The organism is Nonomuraea rubra, from assembly GCF_014207985.1.
In the GTDB taxonomy this organism is placed as follows: Bacteria; Actinomycetota; Actinomycetes; order Streptosporangiales; family Streptosporangiaceae; genus Nonomuraea; species Nonomuraea rubra.
This window is the reverse complement of sequence record NZ_JACHMI010000001.1, coordinates 1295687-1317679: the sequence shown is the minus strand read 5'-3', so window position 1 is coordinate 1317679 and position 21993 is coordinate 1295687. Positions and strand designations below refer to the sequence as shown.

The window sequence follows — 21993 nt, the reverse complement described above, 5'->3', positions numbered from 1 at the left end:
ATATCTTCGCAAAGATCTCGCCTGCGAAGGAAAATGTTGAGACGCTGAACTGCACGACGCGCCCCCCAGTCCCGAGGAGTGCCCATGCGCAGACTACTGGCGATCTCCCTGGTCGCCGTACTCCCGTTAAGCAGTATCAGCGCCGCTCACGCCCAGGAGCCCGCCGACCGGCAGCAGGCGTTCGCCGCGGCCGCCGAGGAGTTCCAGGTGCCGCAGAGCGTGCTGCTCGGCGTCTCCTACCTGGAGTCCCGCTGGGACGCCCACGCCGGGCAGCCCTCCAGCGACGCCGGCTTCGGGCCCATGCACCTGACCGACGCCGCCGCGTTCACCTCCGGCAACCACCACCACGAGGGCACCGAGGACGCCCGCGGCGACGAGAGCCGCCCGCTGCCCGCGCCCGTCGAGCAGCCGGCGCCGGCCGACGTGCCCGCCTCGCTGCGCACCATGGAGCGGGCCGCCGCGCTGACCGGTGAGAGCCACGAGAAGCTGCGCACCGACGACGCCGCCAACATCCGCGGCGGCGCGGCGCTGCTGGCCGACTACCAGAAGGCGCTCGGCGCGCCGCTCAGCGACGACCCCGGCGAGTGGTACGGCGCCGTCGCCCGCTATTCGGGCGCCGAGGAGGCCGGGGCGGCCAGGTTCTTCGCCGACGAGGTGTTCTCGGTGATCGAGCAGGGCGTCACCCGGACCACCGACGACGGCGAGCGGATCGCGCTCCCGGCCGTGCCCGGCCTGGAGAAGATCGAGAAGTGGCTGGAGAAGCTCGGCCTGCGCCCGTCACGCCCCGACGGCGTGGAGTGCCCCGCCTCGATCTCCTGCGAGTGGATCCCGGCCGCCTACCAGGAGCTGCCGGACAACGACTACGGCCACTACGACCTGGCGAACCGCCCGTTCAGCCAGAAGGTCGACTACATCATCATCCACGACATGGAGGGATATTTCCTCCCGTCCATCCGCCTCAACCAGGACCCGAACTACGGCGCGAGCTGGCACTACTCCATCCGCTCGTCCGACGGCCACATCGCCCAGCACATCAAGACCAAGGACGTCGGCTGGCAGGCCGGCAACTGGTACGTCAACGCCAAGTCCATCGGCCTCGAACACGAGGGCTTCCTCGCCGAGGGCGGGACCTGGTACACCGAGGCGATGTACCGGTCGAGCGCCCGCCTGGTCCGCTACCTGGCGCTCAAGCACGCCGTGCCGCTGGACCGCGCCCACATCCTGGGCCACGACAACGTCCCCGGCACCCTGCCGACGACCGTGCGCGGCATGCACGAGGACCCGGGGCCGTTCTGGGACTGGGCGCACTACTTCCAGCTCATGGGCGCCCCTCTGCACGCCTTCGGCGGCCCCCGCGCGGGCTCGGTCATGATCAAGCCGGACTTCGCCACGAACAAGCCCTACTTCTACGGCTGCGACCGCAAGAACCCCGAGGCCGCCTGCCCGCCGCTGCCCGCCGGCACCGTCTGGCTGCGTACCGAGCCCCGCGCGGACGCGCCGCTGGTCAAGGACATCGGCAAGCACCCGACCGGCGACTCCCTCTACAGCGTCTACGACCACAGCGCCCGGGCCAGCACCGGCCAGCGCTACGCCGTGGCCGACCGGCAGGGCGACTGGACGGCCATCTGGTACCTCGGCCAGAAGGCCTGGTTCCACAACCCGGCCGCCGCGCCGACCGCGGTGCCGTCCATGGGGCTGGTGGTCACGCCGAAGCCGGGCAAGGCGACCGTCCCGGTGTACGGCAGGGCGTACCCCGAGCAGGAGGCGTACCCGGAGGGCATCCCGTACCAGGCGGTGACGCCGCTGCAGTACACGTTCTCCGCCGGAGAGAAGTACACGCTCGCGGGCCCGGCCGCCACGGAGTACTACCGCGCGGTCACGTTCAATCTGGAGGACCACCAGGTGGTCCGGGGCAGGACGAAGTACCTGGAGATCCAGTTCGGGCACCGCGTGATGTTCGTCAAGGCTGACGACGTGCAGGTGACGTTCTCCGGGTGAACTCCTTGACGGCGCGCCTGGTGCTCGCCAGCGCCTCCTGAGAGGAGTCGAACGTGCGCTGGGCGACGCCGACGAACACGCAGTCGACCACGAGGAGCTGGCTGATCCGGCTGGCCAGGGCGCCGGGACGGAACTCCGTCTCGCGCCCGGCCGAGATCAGCACGTGCTCGGCCAGCTCCGCGATGGACGAACGCGGGTTGTTCGTGATGGCGACCGTGGTGGCCCCCGCCTCCTTGGCCCGGCTCAGCGGCTCGATCACGTCGGGGGTCTCGCCCGAGGTGCTGATGCCGATGGCGACGTCGCCCTTGCGCAGCAGCACCGCGCTGGTCAGCGCCAGGTGGGCGTCCTGGAAGGCGTGGCTGGACAGGCCGATGCGCAGCAGCTTCTGCGCGACGTCCTCGGCCACCAGGCCGGAGGCGCCGACCCCGAAGGCGTCGATCCGCCTGGCGCCGACGATGGCGTCCACGACCAGGCCGAGCCGCTCGGAGGTGAGCTGGGCGACGGTGTCGTTGATCGCCTCCGACTCGGCCCGCGCCACCTTCTGGATGACCTCCGACAGGGGGTCGTCGGGGGCCAGGTCGCCCGGCACGAGCCGGTCGGGCTGCGCGGCCGCCGCCGCCAGCGCCAGCCTGAGCTGTGGATATCCGGCGAAGCCGAGCAGCCTCGCTGTGCGTACGATCGTGGCCTCGCTGGTGCCCGAGGCGGCGGAGAGCTCCGTGATGGTGCTCCTGGCCACCGTCGCGGGGTCCTCCAGGATGAGGCGGGCGACGGTCTGGGCGGCAGGCGTCAGGGACGGCAGCACACCGCGGACCGTGGCCACAAGAGTGTCGGCGCGCACGCCGTTCCCACTGTCGTCCACGGACCGATTATGCCGCCATAATCCGAAACGCGAGCGCGGCCATTTTTCCACCACGACCTGTCAAAACCCTCACAAGCCATGTGTGAACCCCCACGGGCCGCCGCCGTCATGCGTGTCGGAGACCCGCCGCGCTCGCCGTAACCCACGCATCCGCTCACGCCGTACGGTCGTGACCGTCGCTCAGCGCAGCGTGCCGTTCGTCATGCCCGCCGGCTCCTCGGGGACGGCGATCAGGCCCAGCTCGGCCGGGGTGGCGAGCAGCGGGTGGGACGGGACCACGCGGACCGTGTAGCCGAAGGCGCCCGTGCGGTCGAGCGGGACCGCGCCGGTGTAGTGGGCGCGGCCGTCGTCGTCCACCGAGCGCACGATCAGCTTCGTGTACGAGGGGTGGACGAGCTCGTCGTGCGGGCCCACCTTGCCGTGCGCGGCCTCCACCAGCACGTCGTCCGGCTCCAGGTCGCCGAGCGCGATCGTGGCGTGCAGCTCGATGGCGGCGCCGACCTCGGGGGTGTCGCCCACGCCCGCGGCCTCCACATGCTCCACCCGCACCCCGGGCCAGGCCCTGGTGACCCGCACGCGCCAGGCGGCGAACGCCTTGGCGGGAGAGTAGGCGTCGGCGCTCAGGGCGCGGGCCGCGGCGGCGGCCGGGTTGTACAGGCCGACGACGTAGTCGCGCAGCATGCGGCCGGCCAGCAACTTCGGCCCGAGTGAGGTCAGCGTGTGCTTGACCATCTCCATCCAGCGCCGCGGCAGGCCGTCGAGCGCCCGGTCGTAGAACCGGTCGGACACCTCGTGCTCGATCAGGTCGTACAGGGCGGCGGCCTCCAGCTCGTCGCGCCGGTCGGGGTCGCTCACCCCGTCGGCGGTGGGGATGGCCCAGCCGTTGGTGCCGTCGTACCACTCGTCCCACCAGCCGTCGCGGATCGACAGGTTGAGACCGCCGTTCAGCGCGGACTTCATGCCGGACGTGCCGGACGCCTCCAGGGGGCGCAGCGGGTTGTTCAGCCACACGTCGCAGCCCTGGACCATGAGCTGGCCGAGCGTCATGTCGTAGTCGGGCAGGAAGACGATCCGGTGCCGCACGTCGGTGCGGTCGGCGAACTTGACGATCTGCTGGATGAGCTTCTTGCCGCCCTCGTCGGCGGGGTGGGCCTTGCCCGCGATGACGATCTGCACGGGCTTGTCGGGGTCGAGCAGCAGCTCGGTGAGCCGTTCGGGGTCGCGCAGCATGAGCGTGAGCCGCTTGTACGACGGCACCCGCCGGGCGAACCCGATCGTCAGCACCCCCGGGTCGAGCGCGTCGTCGATCCAGCCCAGCTCGGCGTCGGAGGCCCCGCGCTCGCGCCACGACCTGCGCAGCCGCGCCCTGGCCCCCTCGACGAGCCGCCCGCGCAGCACGCCGCGGATCTCCCAGATGTCGGCGTCGGAGATCTTCTGGATGGCGTCCCAGCCGCGGGCCCGCTCCAGCAGGGAGGGCACCTCGCGCCCGGCGAGCTCCATGAGCTCCCTGCCAACCCAGGTGGGCGCGTGCACGCCGTTGGTGATCGAGCCGATCGGCACCTCGTCGAGGTCGAATCCCGGCCAAAGATTCTTGAACATCTCCCGGCTGACCTCGCCGTGCAGCTGGGACACCCCGTTGACCCGCTGGGCCAGCCGCATGCCCATGACGGCCATGTTGAACCGCCCGGGGTCGGATTCGGCGCCCAGCGCGAGGATGCGCTCCACCGGCACCGTCGGCCAGGCGTTGGCGCCGCCGAAGTGCCGCGCGATCATGTCGACGGGGAACCGGTCGATGCCGGCGGGGACGGGCGTGTGCGTGGTGAACACCGTGCCCGCGCGCACCGCCTCCAGCGCCTCGTCGAACGTCATGCGGGCCTCGGTCAGCTCGCGGATGCGCTCCAGGCCGAGGAAGCCGGCGTGGCCCTCGTTGGTGTGGAAGACCTCGGGCTCGGCATGGCCGGTGATCTTGCAGTAGGCCCTGATCGCGCGCACGCCGCCGACGCCGAGCAGCAGCTCCTGCATGAGCCGGTGGTCGGTGCCGCCGCCGTAGAGGCGGTCGGTGATGTCGCGCGCGGCGGTGTCGTTGTCGGCCACGTCGGAGTCGAGCAGCAGCAGCGGGACCCGCCCGACCTGCGCCACCCACACCTGCGCGTGCAGCACCCGGTCGTCGGGCAGGGCCAGGCGGATCTTGACGGGCGTGCCCTCTACGTCCTTGAGCAGGCTCAGCGGCAGGCCGCCCGCGTCGAGCGACGGGTAGTGCTCGAGCTGCCAGCCCTCTGGCGACAACGACTGGGTGAAGTAGCCGTGGCGGTAGAGCAGTCCGACCGCGAGGATCGGCACGCCCAGGTCGCTGGCCGCCTTGAGGTGGTCTCCCGCCAGGATGCCGAGACCTCCGGAGTACTGCGGCAGCGCGGCGGCGATGCCGTACTCGGGGGAGAAGTACGCGATGGCCCGCGCGCCCTCGGGCAGCGTCTGGTACCACCGCGCGGACGTCATGTACTCGCGCAGGTCGTCGGCGGCGTCGGCGAGGCGGCGCAGGAAGCGGCGGTCGGCCGCCAGCTCGCTCAGCCTGGCCGGCGTGACGGCGCCGAGCAGCGCGACGGGATCGTGCCCGACCTGTTCCCACAGGGCGGCGTCCACCTCCGCGAAGAGGTCCATCGTCTCCGGGTGCCAGGACCACCGGAGATTGTGGACGAGCTCGCCGAGGGCGGCCAGCTCCGCGGGTAGGACGGTGCGGACGGTAAACCGGCGGATAGCTCTCACGTTTCTGCACCCTACGGGCTAGGAGGGACCTCTGAGTCCTTCACCCTCATGAAGGCCGTTCAAACCCCTTCCGGGAACAAGCATGAAGAGGGACTATTGGGGCAACTTTCCAGGTTGTTGGGCTCTCCCGTACACACCGACGGGAGGTCTATCCGCTGCTGTCCACAATTTACATGCAAGGATCGATCCTGCCAGGGAAGCCTCCGGCGGCACCGGGAGTGCCGCCGCAAACTCTCGAATGCGATGATCGGACGAATTCCCATCACGGACATCTCCCCCGTCGTCGACTGCGGGCAATGGCCCGCCAAGGCGGTCGCCGGCGAGACCTTCCAGGTCTCGGCGACCGTTTTCAGAGAGGGCCACGACGCCGTGGCCGCGGGCGTGGTGCTCACCACTCCCGACGGCAGGCGAGGCCGCCTGAAACCCATGCGCGAGCTCGCCCCCGGCACCGACCGGTGGGGCGTGGACGTGAGCCTGCCCGCCGAGGGCGACTGGCTGTTCCGCGTGGAGGCGTGGAGCGACCCGATCAGCACCTGGCTGCATGACGCCGAGATCAAGATCCCGCGCGGCATGGACGTCGATCTCATGTGCGAGGAGGGCGCGCGGCTGTTCGAGCGCGCCGCCAAGGCCGTGCGCGCCGCCGACTGCCCCAACGGCGCGAGCGACGCGCCCAGGCAGAACGGCACGCGCAAGCAGAACGGCAACGGCGACAGCGCCTGCGGCCACCGCGCCGCGCTGCTGTCGATCTCCGCCACCCTGCGCGACCAGGACCTCGACCCCCGGGCCAGGCTCTCGATCGCCCAGCTCCCCGAGACGGCGGCGCTGCTGGACGCGCACCCGTTCCGGGAGCTGGTGACCAGGTCGAAGTCCCACAAGGTCAGGGTGGACCGGCGCAGGGCGCTCTACGGCTCCTGGTACGAGTTCTTCCCCCGCTCGGAAGGCGCGGTGGTCAACGAGCTCGGCATCTCCAAGTCCGGAAATTTCCAGACAGCGGCGAAGCGGCTGCCCGCCATCGCCAAGATGGGCTTCGACGTCGTCTACCTGCCGCCCATCCACCCGATCGGCACCACGTACCGCAAGGGCCGCAACAACACGCTCAGCCCCGAGCCCGACGAGCCCGGCTCGCCGTGGGCGATCGGCTCCGAGGACGGCGGCCACGACGCGGTCCACCCCGACCTCGGCACGATCGAGGACTTCGACGAGTTCGTCGGCCGGGCCAGGGAGCTCGGCATGGAGATCGCCCTGGACTTCGCCCTGCAGTGCTCCCCCGACCACCCGTGGGTCAAGGAGCACCCCGAGTGGTTCACGGTCAGGGCGGACGGGTCGATCGCGTACGCGGAGAACCCGCCGAAGAAGTATCAGGACATCTACCCGGTCAACTTCGACAAGGACCCGGAGGGCGTCTACACCGAGGTCAGGCGGGTGCTGCGGCACTGGATGGACCACGGGGTGCGCATCTTCAGGGTGGACAACCCGCACACCAAGCCGGTGGCCTTCTGGGAGCGGATGCTGGCCGACATCCACCGCACCGACCCCGACGTGATCTTCCTGTCGGAGGCGTTCACCCGGCCGGCGATGATGCGCGCGCTGGCCAAGACCGGCTTCCACCAGTCATATACGTATTACACCTGGAAGAACTCCAAATACGATGTGGAGACCTATCTGACCGAGCTCGCCCACGAGACCTCCTGCTATCTGCGGCCGAACCTGTTCGTGAACACGCCGGACATCCTGCACGAGTTCCTGCAGCACGGCGGCGTGCCCGCGTTCAAGATCAGGGCCGTCCTGGCGGCGCTCGCCTCGCCCACCTGGGGCGTCTATTCGGGGTATGAACTCGGGGAAAATGTCCCGGTACGCCCGGGTAGCGAGGAATACCTCGATAGCGAGAAATATCAATACAAACCGCGCGACTGGGCTGCGGCTGAACGTGAGGGACGGAGCCTGGCTCCCTTCATCACGCACCTGAATTTGTTCCGAAGAGCGCATCCGGCGCTCCAGGAATTGCGTAATCTACGGTTCCACAGGGTCGACCAGGCGGACATCGTCTGCTTCTCCAAACGACTCCCGGGCGCCTATGACACGGCCACACGAAGGCACGGGCTGGGCGACGTCGTTCTGGCGGTCATCAACCTTGATCCGCACCACACCCACGAGGCGACGGTCGACCTTGACCTGCCCGCCCTCGGCCTCGACTGGAACGCCGAGTTCGTCGTCGACGACGAGCTGTCGGGCGAGTCGTACCGCTGGCGGCAGAGCAACTACGTGCGCCTCGACCCTCACATCCAGCCTGCCCACATTCTCACCGTACGAGCCGCGCCACGGTAGAAACTGAATTCAGCGGGGAGTCTTCAATTGTGTGTTAGCGCCTCCCTCATGAGCCTCCTGCGGGGCGACTCATGAGCTCAACACCCATTCCCAACACCTTTGACGAGGAAAAGCCGCGCGACCCCTACTGGTACAAGCGCGCGGTTTTCTACGAGGTCCTGATCCGGGGCTTCGCCGACTCCAACGGCGACGGGACAGGCGACGTCAGGGGGCTCATCAGCAAGCTCGACTACCTGCAGTGGCTGGGCGTCGACTGCCTCTGGCTGCTCCCGCTGTACGAGTCGCCGCTGCGTGACGGCGGCTACGACATCGCGGACTTCATGAAGATCCTCCCCGAGTTCGGCGACCTCGGAGACTTCGTGAAGCTGGTCGACGAGGCGCACAAGCGGGGCATGCGCGTCATCGCCGACCTCGTCATGAACCACACCAGCGACGCGCACCCGTGGTTCCAGGCCTCCCGGCACGACCCCGAGGGCCCGTTCGGCGACTTCTACGTGTGGTCGGACACCGATGAGAAGTACCAGGACGCCCGGATCATCTTCATCGACACCGAGACGTCCAACTGGACCTACGACCCCGTGCGCGGCCAGTACTACTGGCACCGCTTCTTCCACCACCAGCCCGACCTCAACTACGAGAACCCGGACGTCCAGGAGGCGATGCTGGAGGTGCTGCGGTTCTGGCTGGACCTCGGCATCGACGGGTTCCGGCTGGACGCGGTGCCGTACCTCTTCGAGGAGGAGGGCACCAACTGCGAGAACCTGCCGAAGACGCACGAGTACCTCAAGCGGACCAGGGCCGAGGTGGACCGCCTCTTCCCCGACCGGGTGCTGCTGGCCGAGGCGAACCAGTGGCCCTCGGACGTCGTGGAGTACTTCGGCGACCCGGTCGGCGGCGGCGACGAGTGCCACATGGCCTTCCACTTCCCGCTGATGCCGCGCATCTTCATGGCCGTGCGCAGGGAGTCGCGCTACCCCATCTCCGAGATCCTCGCCCAGACGCCCAAGATCCCCGAGCACTGCCAGTGGGGCATCTTCCTGCGCAACCACGACGAGCTGACGCTCGAGATGGTCACGGACGAGGAACGCGACTACATGTACACCGAGTACGCCAAGGACCCCCGCATGCGGGCCAACGTCGGCATCCGCCGCCGCCTGGCGCCCCTGCTGGAGAACGACCGCAACCAGATCGAGCTGTTCACCGCCCTGCTCCTGTCGCTGCCCGGCTCCCCCGTGCTCTACTACGGCGACGAGATCGGCATGGGCGACAACATCTGGCTCGGCGACCGCGACGGCGTGCGCACCCCCATGCAGTGGGACCCCGACCGCAACGCCGGCTTCTCCGACTGCGACCCCGGCCGCCTCTACCTGCCGGTGATCATGGACCCGATCTACGGCTACCAGGCCATCAACGTCGAGGCCCAGCAGAAGAACGCCGGCTCGCTGCTGCACTGGACGCGGCGCATGATCGAGATCCGCAAGCGGCACCCGGTCTTCGGGCTGGGCGGCTACGCGGAGCTGAACTCCTCCAACCCCAGCGTGCTCGCCTTCGTCAGGGAGCTGGGCGACGACCGGATGCTCTGCGTGAACAACCTGTCACGATTCCCGCAACCGGTCGAGCTCGACCTGCGCAGGTTCGTCGGCGTCTCCCCCGTGGAAACCATGGGAGGCGTACCATTTCCGGCAATTGGCGAACTTCCGTATCTTTTGACGCTTCCCGGGCATGGGTTCTATTGGTTCACACTCCCGCCGGCCATCACCCAGGAGGAGTAAGCCGTGCTTGACGAGCTCCTTGCCGCATGGATCAGCCGCCAACGTTGGTTCGGCGGCAAGGGGCGCCCGATCGACGAGTTGTCGATCGATTCGGACGTCGAGCTGACACCCGGGCTGAGGCACCTGATCGTCGCCGTCTGGCAGGAGGGCTCGCGGGACCGGTACCAGGTCCTGCTGGGCGAGCGGGACGAGCTGCCCGACCGCCTCACCCACGCCCTCGTCGGCACCATCGGCGACGGCTACCTCTACGACGCCCTGCACGACAGCGAGCGCACGGGCTGGCTGCTCGACGGCATGGCCCGCGACGAGACCCGCAGCGGCCTGCGCATGCGGCACGTGCCCGGCGTCACCATCGACACCACCCCGCGCAGCCTCGTACTCGGGGCCGAGCAGTCGAACACCTCGCTGGTGTACGGGGACTCCTACATCTGCAAGCTCTTCCGCCGGCTCATCCCCGGGGTGAACCCCGAGCTGGAGATCATCACCGCGCTGGCCGGCAGGAACGCGCCGCACATCGCGCAGCCGTACGGGTGGATCGAGACCGACCTCGACGGCACCAACACGACGCTGGCCATCATGCAGGAGTTCCTGACCCCCGCCAACGACGGCTGGGACCTCGCGCTGGCCAGCGTCCGCGACCTGTACGCGTCGCTGCCCGAGCTGCCGGCGGCCGAGGCGGGCGGCGACTTCGCCGCCGAGGCGGTACGGCTGGGCAGCGCCACCGCCCGCGTGCACCACGAGCTGGCCGCCGCCTTCCCCACGAGCATCGTGGAGATCCACGAGGTCAAACGCATGGCCGAGGGTTTCAGGCGCCGGCTGGGGCGGGCCGTGGCCGAGGTGCCCGAGCTGCGCGAGCATGTGAGCGCCATCGAGGCCGCCTACCACCAGGTAGAGCTGCTCACCAGCGAGGTGCCTGTGCAACGCGTTCACGGCGACTACCACCTCGGGCAGGTGATGCGCACGCCGACCGACTGGGTCATCCTCGACTTCGAGGGCGAGCCGGGCCAGCCGCTGGCCGAACGGCGGGCGCTGTACTCGCCGCTGCGGGACGTGGCGGGCATGCTGCGCTCGTTCGACTACGCGGCCAGGCACCTGCTGGCCGGCCATGCCCAGGCCGAGGAGCTGGAGCCCAGGGCCCAGGAGTGGGCCGACCGCAACCGGGCCGCCTTCCTCGACGGCTACACCGAGGGCGGCGGCGTCATCTCCCCGGCGGACGCGGCGCTGCTGCGGGCGTTCGAGCTGTCGAAGGCGGTCTACGAGGTCGTGTACGAGGCCCGCAACCGGCCCTCCTGGATCCCGATCCCGCTCGCCGCCTTCCGGCCTCGCTAGAACCCGCTGGAACCCGCCAGAACCCGCTAGAGCTCCTCGATCAGACCCGACAGCCCCTCGTGGCCCAGCCCCCTGGCGGTGCGCTGGTCGATGACGGCCTTCAGCGGCAGCAGCAGGTCCGGCTTGACGCCCTGCTCGCGGAAGGCCCGCACCAGGTTCTCCACGCCCGCCCGGTTGATCTCCAGGTTGGAGACCTCGGTGCTGTGGTCGCCCGACGCCATCTTCTCGGCCCACAGGGGCTGCTGCGCGGCCATCGCGTTCAGCCAGGGCACCAGCAGCGACGACACGAACTCCGTGAGCGGGTAACCGGCCGACCTGACCAGCGCGGCGGCCTCCAGCAGGCCGGCGATCTGGCCGTACATGCCGGTCAGCATGGCCAGGTCGAGCAGCGGCGCCATGCCGGGGTCGGTGCCGGTGAAGCGAGCCTCCGCCATGGCGGACAGCGCGCCCTCGTGCCGGTCGAAGGCCGGCTGGGAGCCGCTGTAGAGGATGAGCGCGCCGGGCCGGGCGATCATCTGGGGGACGGCCATGATGCCGCCGTCCAGGTACTCGCCGCCGCGCTCGGCCACCCACGCCGCCAGCTCGCGGGCCTCGGCGGGGCGGCCGGTGGTGAGGTTGGCGACGACCCGGCCCGGCAGCGGCGTTCCCGCCAGCGTGGACGTCACGGACGGGTAGTCGAGCAGGCAGACGATCACCAGCGGGCTCGCCGCGACGGCCTCCTCGGGGGTGGCCGCCTGCTTGGCACCCCTGGCGAGCAGGGGCTCGGCCTTGGCCGGCGTACGGTTCCAGACCGTCACCTGGTGCCCGGCGGCCAGGAGGCTCTCGGCGAGCGCGGTGCCCATGAGCCCGAGGCCGAGCACGGAGATATTTTCCGACATTTCGGTGTTCCTTACGAGTGAGGGTTGTCTCTGCGACCACCCTGCTCGCGGGCGGTTATGGTCGCATTCGGAGTTGGTTATGGGGGGCTTGATGCGGTTCGGGGTGCTTGGCCCGCTCGCTGTGTGGACGCCGGACGGCCGGCCGGTCCGGGTGCCCGAGGTCAAGGTCAGGGCGCTGCTGGCGGGGCTGCTGATCCAGGCGGGCCGTACGGTCTCCGCCGACCGGCTGATCGAGGACCTGTGGGGCGACCGGCCACCCGCCGACGCCGCGGCGGCGCTGCGGGTGAAGGTGTCGCAGCTGCGGCGGGTGCTGGGCGACCGGGAGCTGGTGGCGTACCGGGCGCCGGGGTACGTGCTGCGGGCCGAGCCCGAGTCCGTGGACGCCGGGCTGTTCGAGTCGCTGCTCCTGCGCGCCCGGCGCACCGGCGACCTCGACGCGCGGGCGGCGCTGCTGCGCGAGGCGCTGGGGTTGTGGCGGGGCGGCGCGTACGCCGAATTCGCCGACGAGCCGTTCGCCAGGGCGGTGGTGGCACGGCTGGACGAGCAGCGGCTGGTCGCCCTGGAGGAGCTGGCCGAGACGCGGCTCGCGCTCGGCGAGCACGGGCCGCTCGCCGCCGAGCTGGCCGACCTGGTGGCCGACCATCCGCTGCGGGAGCGGCTGCGGGCCGTGCAGATGCGGGCCCTGTACCGGGCCGGGCGGCAGGGCGAGGCGCTGGCCGGCTACGGGGACCTGCGGCGGCGGCTCGCCGACGAGCTCGGGCTGGACCCCGGGCCGGAGCTGGCGGCGCTGCACCAGGCGATCCTGGAGCAGGACCCCGCGCTGGAGGCGCCCGCCGCGCGGCCCCGTACGAACCTGCCCGCGCCGCTGACGGCGCTGGTCGGACGGGACGAGGCGGTGGCCGAGGTACGCGCGCTGCTGCGCGCCAACCGGCTCGTCACGCTCACGGGCCCGGGCGGCGTGGGCAAGACCCGCCTCGCGCTGGCCGCCGCGAGCGGCTGGACGGCGGGCGCCGAGGTGACACCGGACGCCGCCCAGCGCTTCGAGGGCGGGGTGTGGCTGGTGGAGCTGGCCTCGCTCGGGGCCGGGGCGCAGGTCGTGGAGGTGGCCGAGGCGATCGCGGCCGTGCTGGGCCTGCGTGACGACGCGGCGGGCTGCATCATGGACCGCCTGCCCGGCGTCCTCGCGGCCCGGCCGACGTTGCTGGTGCTGGACAACTGCGAGCACGTGGTCGAGCAGGTCGCCACGCTGGCCGCCCGGTTGCTGCGCGCCGCCCCCGGGCTGCGCGTGCTGGCGACCGGCCAGGAGTCGCTGCGGATCGAGGGCGAGGCCCTGTGGAGCGTGCCGCCGCTGGGGCTGGAGGCGGCGATGGAGCTGTTCACCGTACGGGCCGGGATCGAGCCCGACGGCGACGTCGCGGAGATCTGCGAGCGGCTCGACGGCATCCCGCTGGCCCTGGAGCTGGCGGCCACGAGGATGCGCGCGCTGACCCCGCGACAGCTCGCCGACCGCCTCGACGACCGGTTCCGGCTGCTCGCCTCCGGCCTGCGCGGCGCCCCGGCCAGGCAGCGAACGCTGCGCGCGATGATCGACTGGAGCTGGGAGCTGCTGACGGAGCCCGAGCGGGTGGTGCTGCGGCGACTGGCCGTGCACGCCGACGGCTGCACGCTGGAGGCGGCCGAGCACGTCTGCGCCGAGCCGGGCCTGGACGTGCTCGGCCTGCTGGCCCGCCTGGTGGACCGCTCCCTCGTGGTACGCACGACCGCGGGGCCGCGTTATCGCCTGCTGGAGTCGGTGGCCGCGTACTGCCAGGAGCGGCTGCGGGAGGCCGGCGAGCTGGACGACGTACGCCTCAGGCACGTCCACCACTACGCCGCCCTGACCGCGCAGCTGGAGCCCGCCCTGCGCGGGCCCGGCCAGCGCGACGCACTCGCCCGGCTCGACGCCGAGGCCGCCAACCTCAGAACGGCCCTGGAGACAGCGGTCCGCATGAACGCGGCGGACCAGGCGCTGGCACTGGTGAACAACCTGGCCTGGTACTGGGTGCTGCGCGGCAGGCTGGGCGAGGCCCGCCGCGCCCTTGAGTCGGCCCTGTCCATGGCGCCGCCCGGAGACCCGGCCACGGCGCGGGCCGGGGTGTGGCTGGCCGGGTTCGAGATGCTCGCGGGCCGCCTCGTACGGCCGGACAGCACGCTGTTCGAGGCCATCGAGGACCCGTGGGCGCGGGCCCGGGCGCGGTGGTTCGCCGGGTTCGCCCTGTTCGGCTACGAGGACCTGTCGGCGAGCCACGAGCTGGTGACGACGGCGCTGGCGGAGTTCCGCCGGCTCGGCGACGACTGGGGCACGGCCGCCGCGCTCACCCTTATGGGCAGGTACGCCGCCATGCGCGGCGACCTGACGGCGCTGCGGGACAGCGCGGAGCGGGCACAGGGACTGTTCCGCGGGATCGGCGACCGGTGGGGCGAGCTGCGGGCCACGGAGAACCTCGGCACGCTGGCCGAGATCACCGGCGACTACGGGCGGGCCGCGGCGCTGCGCCTGGAGGTGCTGGCGATGGCCGAGGAGCTCGGGTTGTGGAGCTCGGTGTCGGAGGCGCTGTCGCGGCTGGGCAGGATCGCCATGCTGACCGGCGACCACGTACGGGCCGACGACTACCACGAGCGGGCCAGGAGCCTCGCGGTGGCGCAGTCGAACCGGCCCGCCGAGGAGTTCGCCGAGCTGGGCCTGGCGCTCAGCGCGCGCAGGCAGGGGCGGCTGGACGAGGCGGAGCGGCGGTTGCGCGCCTGGCTGGGCTGGGTCGAGGACGTGTCGGGCGATCCGGGCGCTGCTCTGATCCTGGCCGAGCTGGGGTTCGTGGCCGAGCAGCGCGGCGACGCGGCGGGCGCGCTGGACCTGCATCGCCAGGGGCTGGCCGTGGCCCGCAAGGTGGGCGACCCGCGGGCCGTCGCGCTGGCCCTGGAGGGGCTGTCGGGCGCGCTCGCGCTCGACGGGCGGCCCGAGCAGGCCGGGCGGCTGCTGGGCAAGGCGGCGGCGCTGCGGGAGTCGGTGGGCGCCCCGCTGCCCGAGGGCGAGCGGGGCGACGTCGAGCGCATCACGGCGGCGGTACGGCGGGCGGCGGGAGCGGACGCCCTCGCGGCGGCCATGAGCGCCGGCGCGACCCTCCCACTGGAGACCGTCATCTCCCCGGAGCCGCAACCCGGCAGGCGTCAGCCCGCCGGGTGATCACCGCGCTGCCGGTCAGCCCCGCCGAGTGATCACCGCGCGCCCGCCAGCAGGCCGGGCGATCCACGCGCGCCCGTCAGTACGCCGGGTAGCCGCCGTGGGCGGCCGGCGCGGCGGACGTGGCCTGGAGGTGCTGTTCCTGGGCGCTGCTGATCCTGCGGATGACGCCGATCGCCAGCACCGCCGCGACCAGCATCAGCCCGATGCTCACCGTGTCGAACCGCGCGGCCGCCGCCAGGGTCTCCAGGTCCTCGGCCCGGAACAGCAGCCGCCCGGCGAAGTTGCTCACCAGGCTGCCCACGAGCCAGGCCGCCCACCAGGCGTCGATCAGCCCCTTGGACGCGGAGCCGTCGCGCGTGGAGGCGTACCAGATGTCGTCCACGACCTGCTTCGGGAACCAGAAGTTGACGATCGGCACCACCCAGCCGAAGATCACCCACGGCTTGCCGCGCCGGTGCCCGCCCGGGGAGAGGAGCTCCGCGTTGGCACGCACCCTGAACAGCCAGACCAGGAACGCGACGACGGCGACCACGTACACGATGAACTCGGCGATGCCGGACAGCCCGTAGATCAGGTCGGCGGTGTCGATCTCCGAGTCGGAGACGGAGTCGAGGTCCACGATCATGCGGTCCACGAGCCCGCCGTACCACAGGCCGACCCCGGCCGCGCAGAGGCCGACGACGGAGTCACACGCCAGGGCCACGATCGCGAACAGCGCGACACCGCGGACCGGGCGTAAGGGGGGCGGGGGCGGGGCGTATCCCTGTGGTGGGTGTCCGGGCGGAGGTGGATACATGGCTCGCCTTTCTGGGAGGGGACGCGAGCAGCCCACCAGTATGTCGAGCCAAGAACGGGGAAAGGATCTCTAGACCACCTCGGCATCCTCTTGTGATAAACCCGGGATTTCGCACATCCGGTGATTGTCGCCGTGAAAGCGGGCAGTGCCTGGGATGGACGGTCATCTTAGGGCAGTGTTGGGAGCATGCCGATGAGGACAGAGCTCGACCGCCTCGCGGGCGGTGCGCACCACGACCCCCACTCCGTGCTGGGAGCACACCCCGTGACCGGCGGGGTGGTGTTCCGCACGCTGCGGCCCCTGGCCGAACGCGTGCGGGTGGTGCTGGAGGACGGCTCTGCCCACGACATGAAACACCAGGCCCACGGGGTGTTCGAGGTGACGCTCCCCGGGCTGGACAAGGTGCCGGCGTACACGCTGAGCGTCAAGTACGCGGGCGCGGACCCGTACGAGGTCCGGGACCCGTACCGGCACTGGCCCACGCTCGGCGAGGTGGACCTGCACCTGATCGGCGAGGGGCGGCACGAGCGGCTGTGGGAGGTCCTCGGCGCGCGTGTGATGGAGCACGAGGACGTCCAGGGCACGGCGTTCGCCGTCTGGGCGCCGAACGCGCGCGGGATCAGGGTCGTCGGCGACTTCAACCACTGGGACGGCGTCGCCTACCCGATGCGGTCGCTGGGCCGGTCGGGCGTGTGGGAGCTGTTCGTGCCGGGGCTGGGGGCGGGCCAGCGGTACAAGTACCAGGTGCTGGGCGCCGACGGGGTGTGGCGCGACAAGGCCGACCCGATGGCCAGGCGCACCGAGGTGCCGCCGATGACGGCCTCGGTGATCGACAAGTCCGACTACAGCTGGCAGGACGACGCCTGGATGGTCGACCGGCGCGAGCGGCAGCCGCAGCACGGGCCGATGAGCATCTACGAGGTGCACCTGGGCTCGTGGCGGCCGGGGCTGTCGTACGTGGAGCTGGCCGACCAGCTCTCCGAGTACGCCGCGGACCTGGGCTTCACCCACGTGGAGCTGCTGCCGGTGGCCGAGCACCCGTTCGGCGGGTCGTGGGGTTACCAGGTGACCTCCTACTACGCGCCGACGGCGCGGTTCGGCACGCCCGACGAGTTCCGCCACTTCGTGGACCGCATGCACCAGCGCGGCATCGGCGTGCTGCTCGACTGGGTGCCCGCGCACTTCCCGATGGACGACTGGGCGCTGGCCCGCTTCGACGGCACCCCGCTGTACGAGCACGCCGACCCGGCCAGGGGCGAGCACCCCGACTGGGGCACCTACGTGTTCGACTTCGGCCGCAGGGAGGTGAAGAACTTCCTGGTGGCCAACGCGCTGTTCTGGCTGAAGGAGTTCCACATCGACGGCCTGCGGGTGGACGCGGTGGCCTCGATGCTCTACCTCGACTACTCGCGGCGCGAGGGCGAGTGGACGCCCAACGTGTACGGCGGCAGGGAGAACCTGGACGCGGTCGAGTTCCTCAAGGAGATGAACTCGGTCTGCTACCGGGAGGCGCCCGGCATCACGACCGTGGCCGAGGAGTCGACGGCCTGGCCCGGGGTCTCGCGGCCGGTGCATCTGGGCGGGCTCGGGTTCGGGTTCAAGTGGAACATGGGCTGGATGCACGACACGCTCAAGTACCTGCACCACGAGCCGATCTTCCGCCAGTACCACCACCACGAGATGACGTTCTCGCTGCTGTACGCGTACTCGGAGAACTACGTGCTGCCGCTGTCCCACGACGAGGTCGTGCACGGCAAGGGCTCGCTGCTGGGCAAGATGCCGGGCGACGAGTGGCAGCGGTTCGCGCAGCTGCGGGCGTTGCTGGCGTTCATGTGGGCGCATCCGGGCAAGCAACTGCTGTTCATGGGCGGCGAGTTCGGCCAGGGCTCGGAGTGGTCGGAGAGCCGCGGGCTCGACTGGTGGGTGCTGGAGTTCGACGGGCACCAGGGCGTGCAGCGGCTGGTCCGCGACCTGAACCGGCTCTACCGCGACACCCCGGCGCTGTGGGAGCAGGACTCCAGGCCCGAGGGCTTCCGGTGGATCGACGCCGACGACGCCTCGGGCAACACGCTCTCGTTCGTGCGCTACGCCAACGACGGGTCGGCGGTGGCGTGCGTGGTGAACTTCAGCGGCGGGCCGCACGAGAGCTACCGGCTCGGGCTCCCGTACGCGGGCCGGTGGTCGGAGGCGGTCAACACGGACGCCTACGATTACTGGGGCAGCGGCGTCGGCAACCTCGGGGCGGTCGAGGCGGAGGCCGAGCCGTGGCACGGGCTGCCGTACTCGACGACGTTGCGGGTGCCGCCGCTGGGCGCGGTGTGGCTCACGCACGAGGGGAACCGGCTGAACGATTGAGGTGCACCCGCTGAAAGTTCGGTGAGAAACCCCCTGGGGGCCTGTGCCTCTGGGGCAAATCGCCCTAAACTCCGAGATCATCCCCCTCGGAGGACGCGTGCGATTCCGCCCCCTGATCGTCAGCACGATCGCCCTGGCCCTGCTGCCGCTTTCGGGTCCCGCCTACGCGGAGGACCCGGCCGCGACACCGGCGCCGGGCGTGACGCAGACCCCGACGGAACAGCCCCCGGCGGAACAGCCCCCGGCGGAGGAGACCCCTCCCGCGGAGGCTCCCGCCGACCCTGAGAGCAAGGTCGAGGACGGCTTAGGCGTCGACGGCGGCACCGAGCGGGCCATCGTCGAGCTGACCGGCCCGGCCGAGACCGCGCCCGTGGCCACGCAGGCCGCGGCCGAGAGCGTGGACGTGGTGCTGCAGCCGCAGAGCCAGTCGTTCATGGTCGTGGAGGGGACGGCGGAGGAGCTGGCCAAACTCGCCGAGGACCCGCGGGTCTCCTCCATCCACCGCGACCGGACGTACACGCCGGCCGAGGTCGCCCCGAGCCTCTCCCTGATCGGCGCCGACAAGGTGCACGCAGGTGGCAACACCGGGGCCGGCCAGGTGGTGGCCGTGCTCGACACCGGCATCGACGTCGACCACCCGTGGTTCCAGGGCCGGATCGTGGCCCAGGCGTGCTTCTCCGCCACGGAGGACAGCGGCGTCGTCTCGCTCTGCCCGAACGGCATGAACGAGCAGAGGGACGGGAACGCGGCGGACGCGACGACCCCCAACTGCCTGCTCGACGGCGTGAACCTGTGCGACCACGGCTCGCACGTCGCGGGCATCGCGGCAGGCACCGGCGGCGTGGCGCCGGGCGCGGGCATCGTGGCCGTGCAGGTGTTCAGCCGGCTGAACGACGAGGACAGCTGCGGCGAGCCGGCGTGCCTGGTGGCGTACGAGTCGTCGCTGCGCCAGGCGCTCGACTACGTGGCGAGCCTGAACCAGCCCGTCGCGGCGGTGAACATGAGCCTCGGCGGCATGCTCTACGACACGAACTGCGACGCCACCGTGGAAGGCGCGATCTTCAAGGAGAAGTTCGACGCGCTGCTGGCCAAGGGCGCCGCGACCGTGGTGGCCGCGGGCAACGAGTACTACGAGGGCACGGCCCACCCCGCCTGCGTCTCCACGGCGGTGGCCGTCGGCGCGAACGACAACGCCGACGCCATCGCGGAGTGGTCCAACCGGGGCCCGCTGCTCGACCTGTTCGCGCCCGGCGTGGACATCGAGTCGGCGGTGCCCGACAACACCACGATCGTCTACAGCGGCACCTCGATGGCGACCCCGCAGGTGGCCGGCGCGCTGGCGCTGATGAAGGCGGCCTCGCCGGACAAGCCGATGGCCGAGCTGATCGAGACGCTGAAGTCGACCGGCAGGCCGTACGTGTACGACGTCGCCGGCGCCCAGGTCACCACCCCGCGCCTGGACCTGGCGGCGGCCCTGACCGGCGCGGCCGCGCAGCCGCCCGTCACCCAGAGCCCGTCCCCCGTGGCGGACGACACGGCCCCCGAGCCCGACCCGAGCGACAGCAGCGGCCCCACTCCCGAGCCGGAGGATCCGGCGGAGCCGGCGCCCTCGCCGTCCTCCACTCCGGTCCCGCTGCCGACGGTGACGGTCACGGTGACCGTGACGGAGACGGCGAAGCCGCCGGCCGCGGTCTGCACGCGGGGCACCGCCGCGCGGAAGCTGGCGACCCCGCAGTGGGCCGTGGAGCTGCACCGGGCCAGCGGCACGATCCCGGACGAGACGCTGACCTGCTATCTGAAGCTGATCGGCAAGTCGAGCAAGGTGTTCCCCGAGCTGACGAAGGCGTCGTCGCTGGGCAAGGCGTACCGCGTACTGAAGAGTTCGAAGACCCGCAAGGCCAAGCTGGACAGCGCGCTGCTGACGGCCTGGCTGAACTGGGCGCACGGGACGAACGGCACGACGGCGCTGTCCGCGGCCGAGAAGGTCAGGCTCAGCAGCAAGCCGAGCGCGGCGGCGCTGAAAAAGGCCACCAGCAATATCCTCAAAACCGTCAAATAGCGGAATTTCCGAATAAGGCCGGTCACTTCAGACCGGCCTTTTCGCTTGTGTCGCATAAAAGCAAAATAGCCTCCAACGTTTAATCGGGTTACATACGTCACTGACATCACAGTTGTCGCAGGTGGGGAGGTAAGCGGCTGTACGCAGCCGCGAGCCGGAAACGCTTCACGGCTCCAGCTCCCGGGAGGAAGAAGTGAGGCTACGGTCTCTGCTGGTCGGCGCGACGACGCTGGCCATGACGACCGGCGCCCTGTGCGCCGGTACGGCTCTCCAAGCCGACACCATCGACACCGGTGACCCGATCATCAGCCCCGCACTCGTCTCGGAGATCCAGGAGAAGAGCGCGGTACGCTCCATCATCCAGCTCAAGCCCGGCCAGAGCGTCGAGGCCGTGGCCGCCGACATCGAGCAGGCCTCCGAGGGCAGCCGCGTCCTGGAGGCGGCGGAGTCGCCCAACTTCTTCGTCGCCGAGCTCGACGGCGCGACGCTGGAGAAGCTCAAGCAGGACTCCCGTGTCCAGTCCGTCTACAAGGACGAGCTGAGCATGCCCCTGCTCGACACCAGCACCGCCACGATCCGCTCGGTCCAGGCGAACGCCGCGGGCTGGAACGGCACGGGCACCACGGTGGCCGTGATCGACACGGGGATCGACAGCGACCACCCGTTCTTCACGGGCCGGGTCGCGGACGAGGCGTGCTTCTCCTCCTCCAGCGGCAGGGACGGCGCCGTCTCGCTCTGCCCGAACAACCAGCCCAGCCAGACGGGGCCCGGCGCGGCCAACGTCGAGATCCCGCAGTGCACGGTCAACGGCCAGAACGCCTGCTCGCACGGCTCGCACGTGGCGGGCATCGCGGCGGGCAAGATGGTCGCGGGCGCGCCGGGCAACGGCGTGGCGCCCGAGGCCCGGGTCCTCCCGATCCAGGTGTTCAGCCGCATCGACAACCCGCTGACCTGCGCGATCGGCGGCTCCACCGCGCCGTGCTTCCTGAGCTACACCTCGGATCAGAAGCTGGCGCTGGAGTACGTGACGCGGGTGGTCAGGACCTACAACATCGCGGCGGTGAACATGAGCCTGGGCAGCGCCCGCGGCTACACCGAGGCCTGCGACACGGACACGACCGCCGCGGCGGTCAAGCCGGAGTTCGACGCCCTCGTGAGCCTGGGGGTGGCCCCGGTGGTGGCGGCGGGCAACGCCGCCATGCAGAACGCCGTCGCGTCGCCCGCCTGCATCTCCACGGCCGTCGCGACCGGGGCCACGGACGACGCCGACGCGCTGGCGCCGTTCACCAACCGCGGCAACCTGCTCGACCTGTTCGCGCCGGGCGTGGCGGTCAACTCCGCGGTGCCGGACGACCTGTATGGCGTGAAGGCCGGGACCTCGATGGCCGCGCCGCACGTGGCGGGGGCGTTCGCGCTGATGCGGCAGCGGTTCCCCGAGTTCACCGTGGCGCAGAGCCTGCAGCGGCTGCAGGACACCGGCACGCCCGTCCAGTTCGACTCGTCGGGAACGGCGGTGATCAAGTCGCGGATCGACCTGGAACGCGCCACCTCGAACACCCAGGGACCCGCCAACCCCGGCGCCTGACCACGAGCCATCGAGGGGCCGGGCCACCCGGCCCCTTTCGCATGCCGGCAGGTC

12 protein-coding genes are annotated in these 21993 nt (G+C 71.0%); 8 read left to right on the top strand and 4 right to left on the bottom strand.

All coding sequences use genetic code 11. The annotated features are described in order from the left end of the window. Positions 1-84: 84 nt before the first annotated feature. The gene (locus HD593_RS06080; protein ID WP_185101164.1) at positions 85-1998 is read left to right on the top strand and encodes an N-acetylmuramoyl-L-alanine amidase; all 1914 of its coding nucleotides are present in this window, start codon (positions 85-87) and stop codon (positions 1996-1998) included. Here the strand turns inward: HD593_RS06080 and HD593_RS06075 are convergent. Next, positions 1961-2857, bottom strand: coding sequence for a MurR/RpiR family transcriptional regulator (locus HD593_RS06075; protein ID WP_185101163.1), 897 nt, complete (start codon positions 2855-2857; stop codon positions 1961-1963). The genes HD593_RS06080 and HD593_RS06075 overlap by 38 nt on opposite strands. A 180-nt stretch (positions 2858-3037) precedes the next feature. Then, entirely contained in the window at positions 3038-5620 is a 2583-nt protein-coding gene (gene glgP, locus HD593_RS06070; protein ID WP_185101162.1) for an alpha-glucan family phosphorylase, read from the bottom strand. 243 nt (positions 5621-5863) lie between these two features. On the opposite strand from glgP, the gene HD593_RS06065 reads away from it, so the two are divergent. The 3 genes from HD593_RS06065 to HD593_RS06055 all read left to right on the top strand — a co-directional run bounded on the left by HD593_RS06065 (position 5864) and on the right by HD593_RS06055 (position 11046). Continuing rightward, positions 5864-7945: an alpha-1,4-glucan--maltose-1-phosphate maltosyltransferase gene (locus HD593_RS06065; RefSeq protein WP_185101161.1), complete on the top strand. Its 2082-nt coding sequence runs from the start codon at positions 5864-5866 to the stop codon at positions 7943-7945. 71 nt (positions 7946-8016) lie between these two features. Further along, on the top strand, positions 8017-9717 hold the full coding sequence (gene treS, locus HD593_RS06060; protein WP_185101160.1) for a maltose alpha-D-glucosyltransferase: 1701 nt from the start codon (positions 8017-8019) through the stop codon (positions 9715-9717). A 3-nt stretch (positions 9718-9720) separates the two neighbouring features. After that, positions 9721-11046 (top strand): maltokinase N-terminal cap-like domain-containing protein, encoded by a 1326-nt coding sequence (locus HD593_RS06055; protein WP_185101159.1) that lies wholly within the window; start codon positions 9721-9723, stop codon positions 11044-11046. Positions 11047-11072: 26 nt separating this feature from the next. On the opposite strand, the gene HD593_RS06050 is transcribed toward HD593_RS06055, so the two are convergent. Beyond that, positions 11073-11924: an NAD(P)-dependent oxidoreductase gene (locus HD593_RS06050; RefSeq protein ID WP_185101158.1), complete on the bottom strand. Its 852-nt coding sequence runs from the start codon at positions 11922-11924 to the stop codon at positions 11073-11075. A 91-nt stretch (positions 11925-12015) separates the two neighbouring features. Between HD593_RS06050 and HD593_RS06045 the strand changes: the two genes are divergently transcribed. Next, entirely contained in the window at positions 12016-15144 is a 3129-nt protein-coding gene (locus HD593_RS06045) for an AfsR/SARP family transcriptional regulator (protein WP_185101157.1), read from the top strand. Between the two features lie 76 nt (positions 15145-15220). On the opposite strand, the gene HD593_RS06040 is transcribed toward HD593_RS06045, so the two are convergent. Further along, positions 15221-15847, bottom strand: a complete 627-nt coding sequence (locus tag HD593_RS06040) for a DUF4328 domain-containing protein (protein ID WP_185101156.1) — start codon at positions 15845-15847, stop codon at positions 15221-15223. Positions 15848-16132: 285 nt separating this feature from the next. On the opposite strand from HD593_RS06040, the gene glgB reads away from it, so the two are divergent. The 3 genes from glgB (at position 16133) to HD593_RS06025 (ending at position 21939) form a co-directional block, all read left to right on the top strand. Then, complete coding sequence (gene glgB, locus HD593_RS06035) at positions 16133-18295, top strand: 1,4-alpha-glucan branching protein GlgB (protein ID WP_185101155.1); 2163 nt, start codon at positions 16133-16135, stop codon at positions 18293-18295. A 97-nt stretch (positions 18296-18392) separates the two neighbouring features. Then, on the top strand, positions 18393-20354 hold the full coding sequence (locus tag HD593_RS06030) for a S8 family peptidase (protein WP_185101154.1): 1962 nt from the start codon (positions 18393-18395) through the stop codon (positions 20352-20354). A gap of 193 nt (positions 20355-20547) precedes the next feature. Further along, the gene (locus HD593_RS06025) at positions 20548-21939 is read left to right on the top strand and encodes a S8 family peptidase (protein ID WP_185101153.1); all 1392 of its coding nucleotides are present in this window, start codon (positions 20548-20550) and stop codon (positions 21937-21939) included. Positions 21940-21993 lie beyond the last annotated feature (54 nt).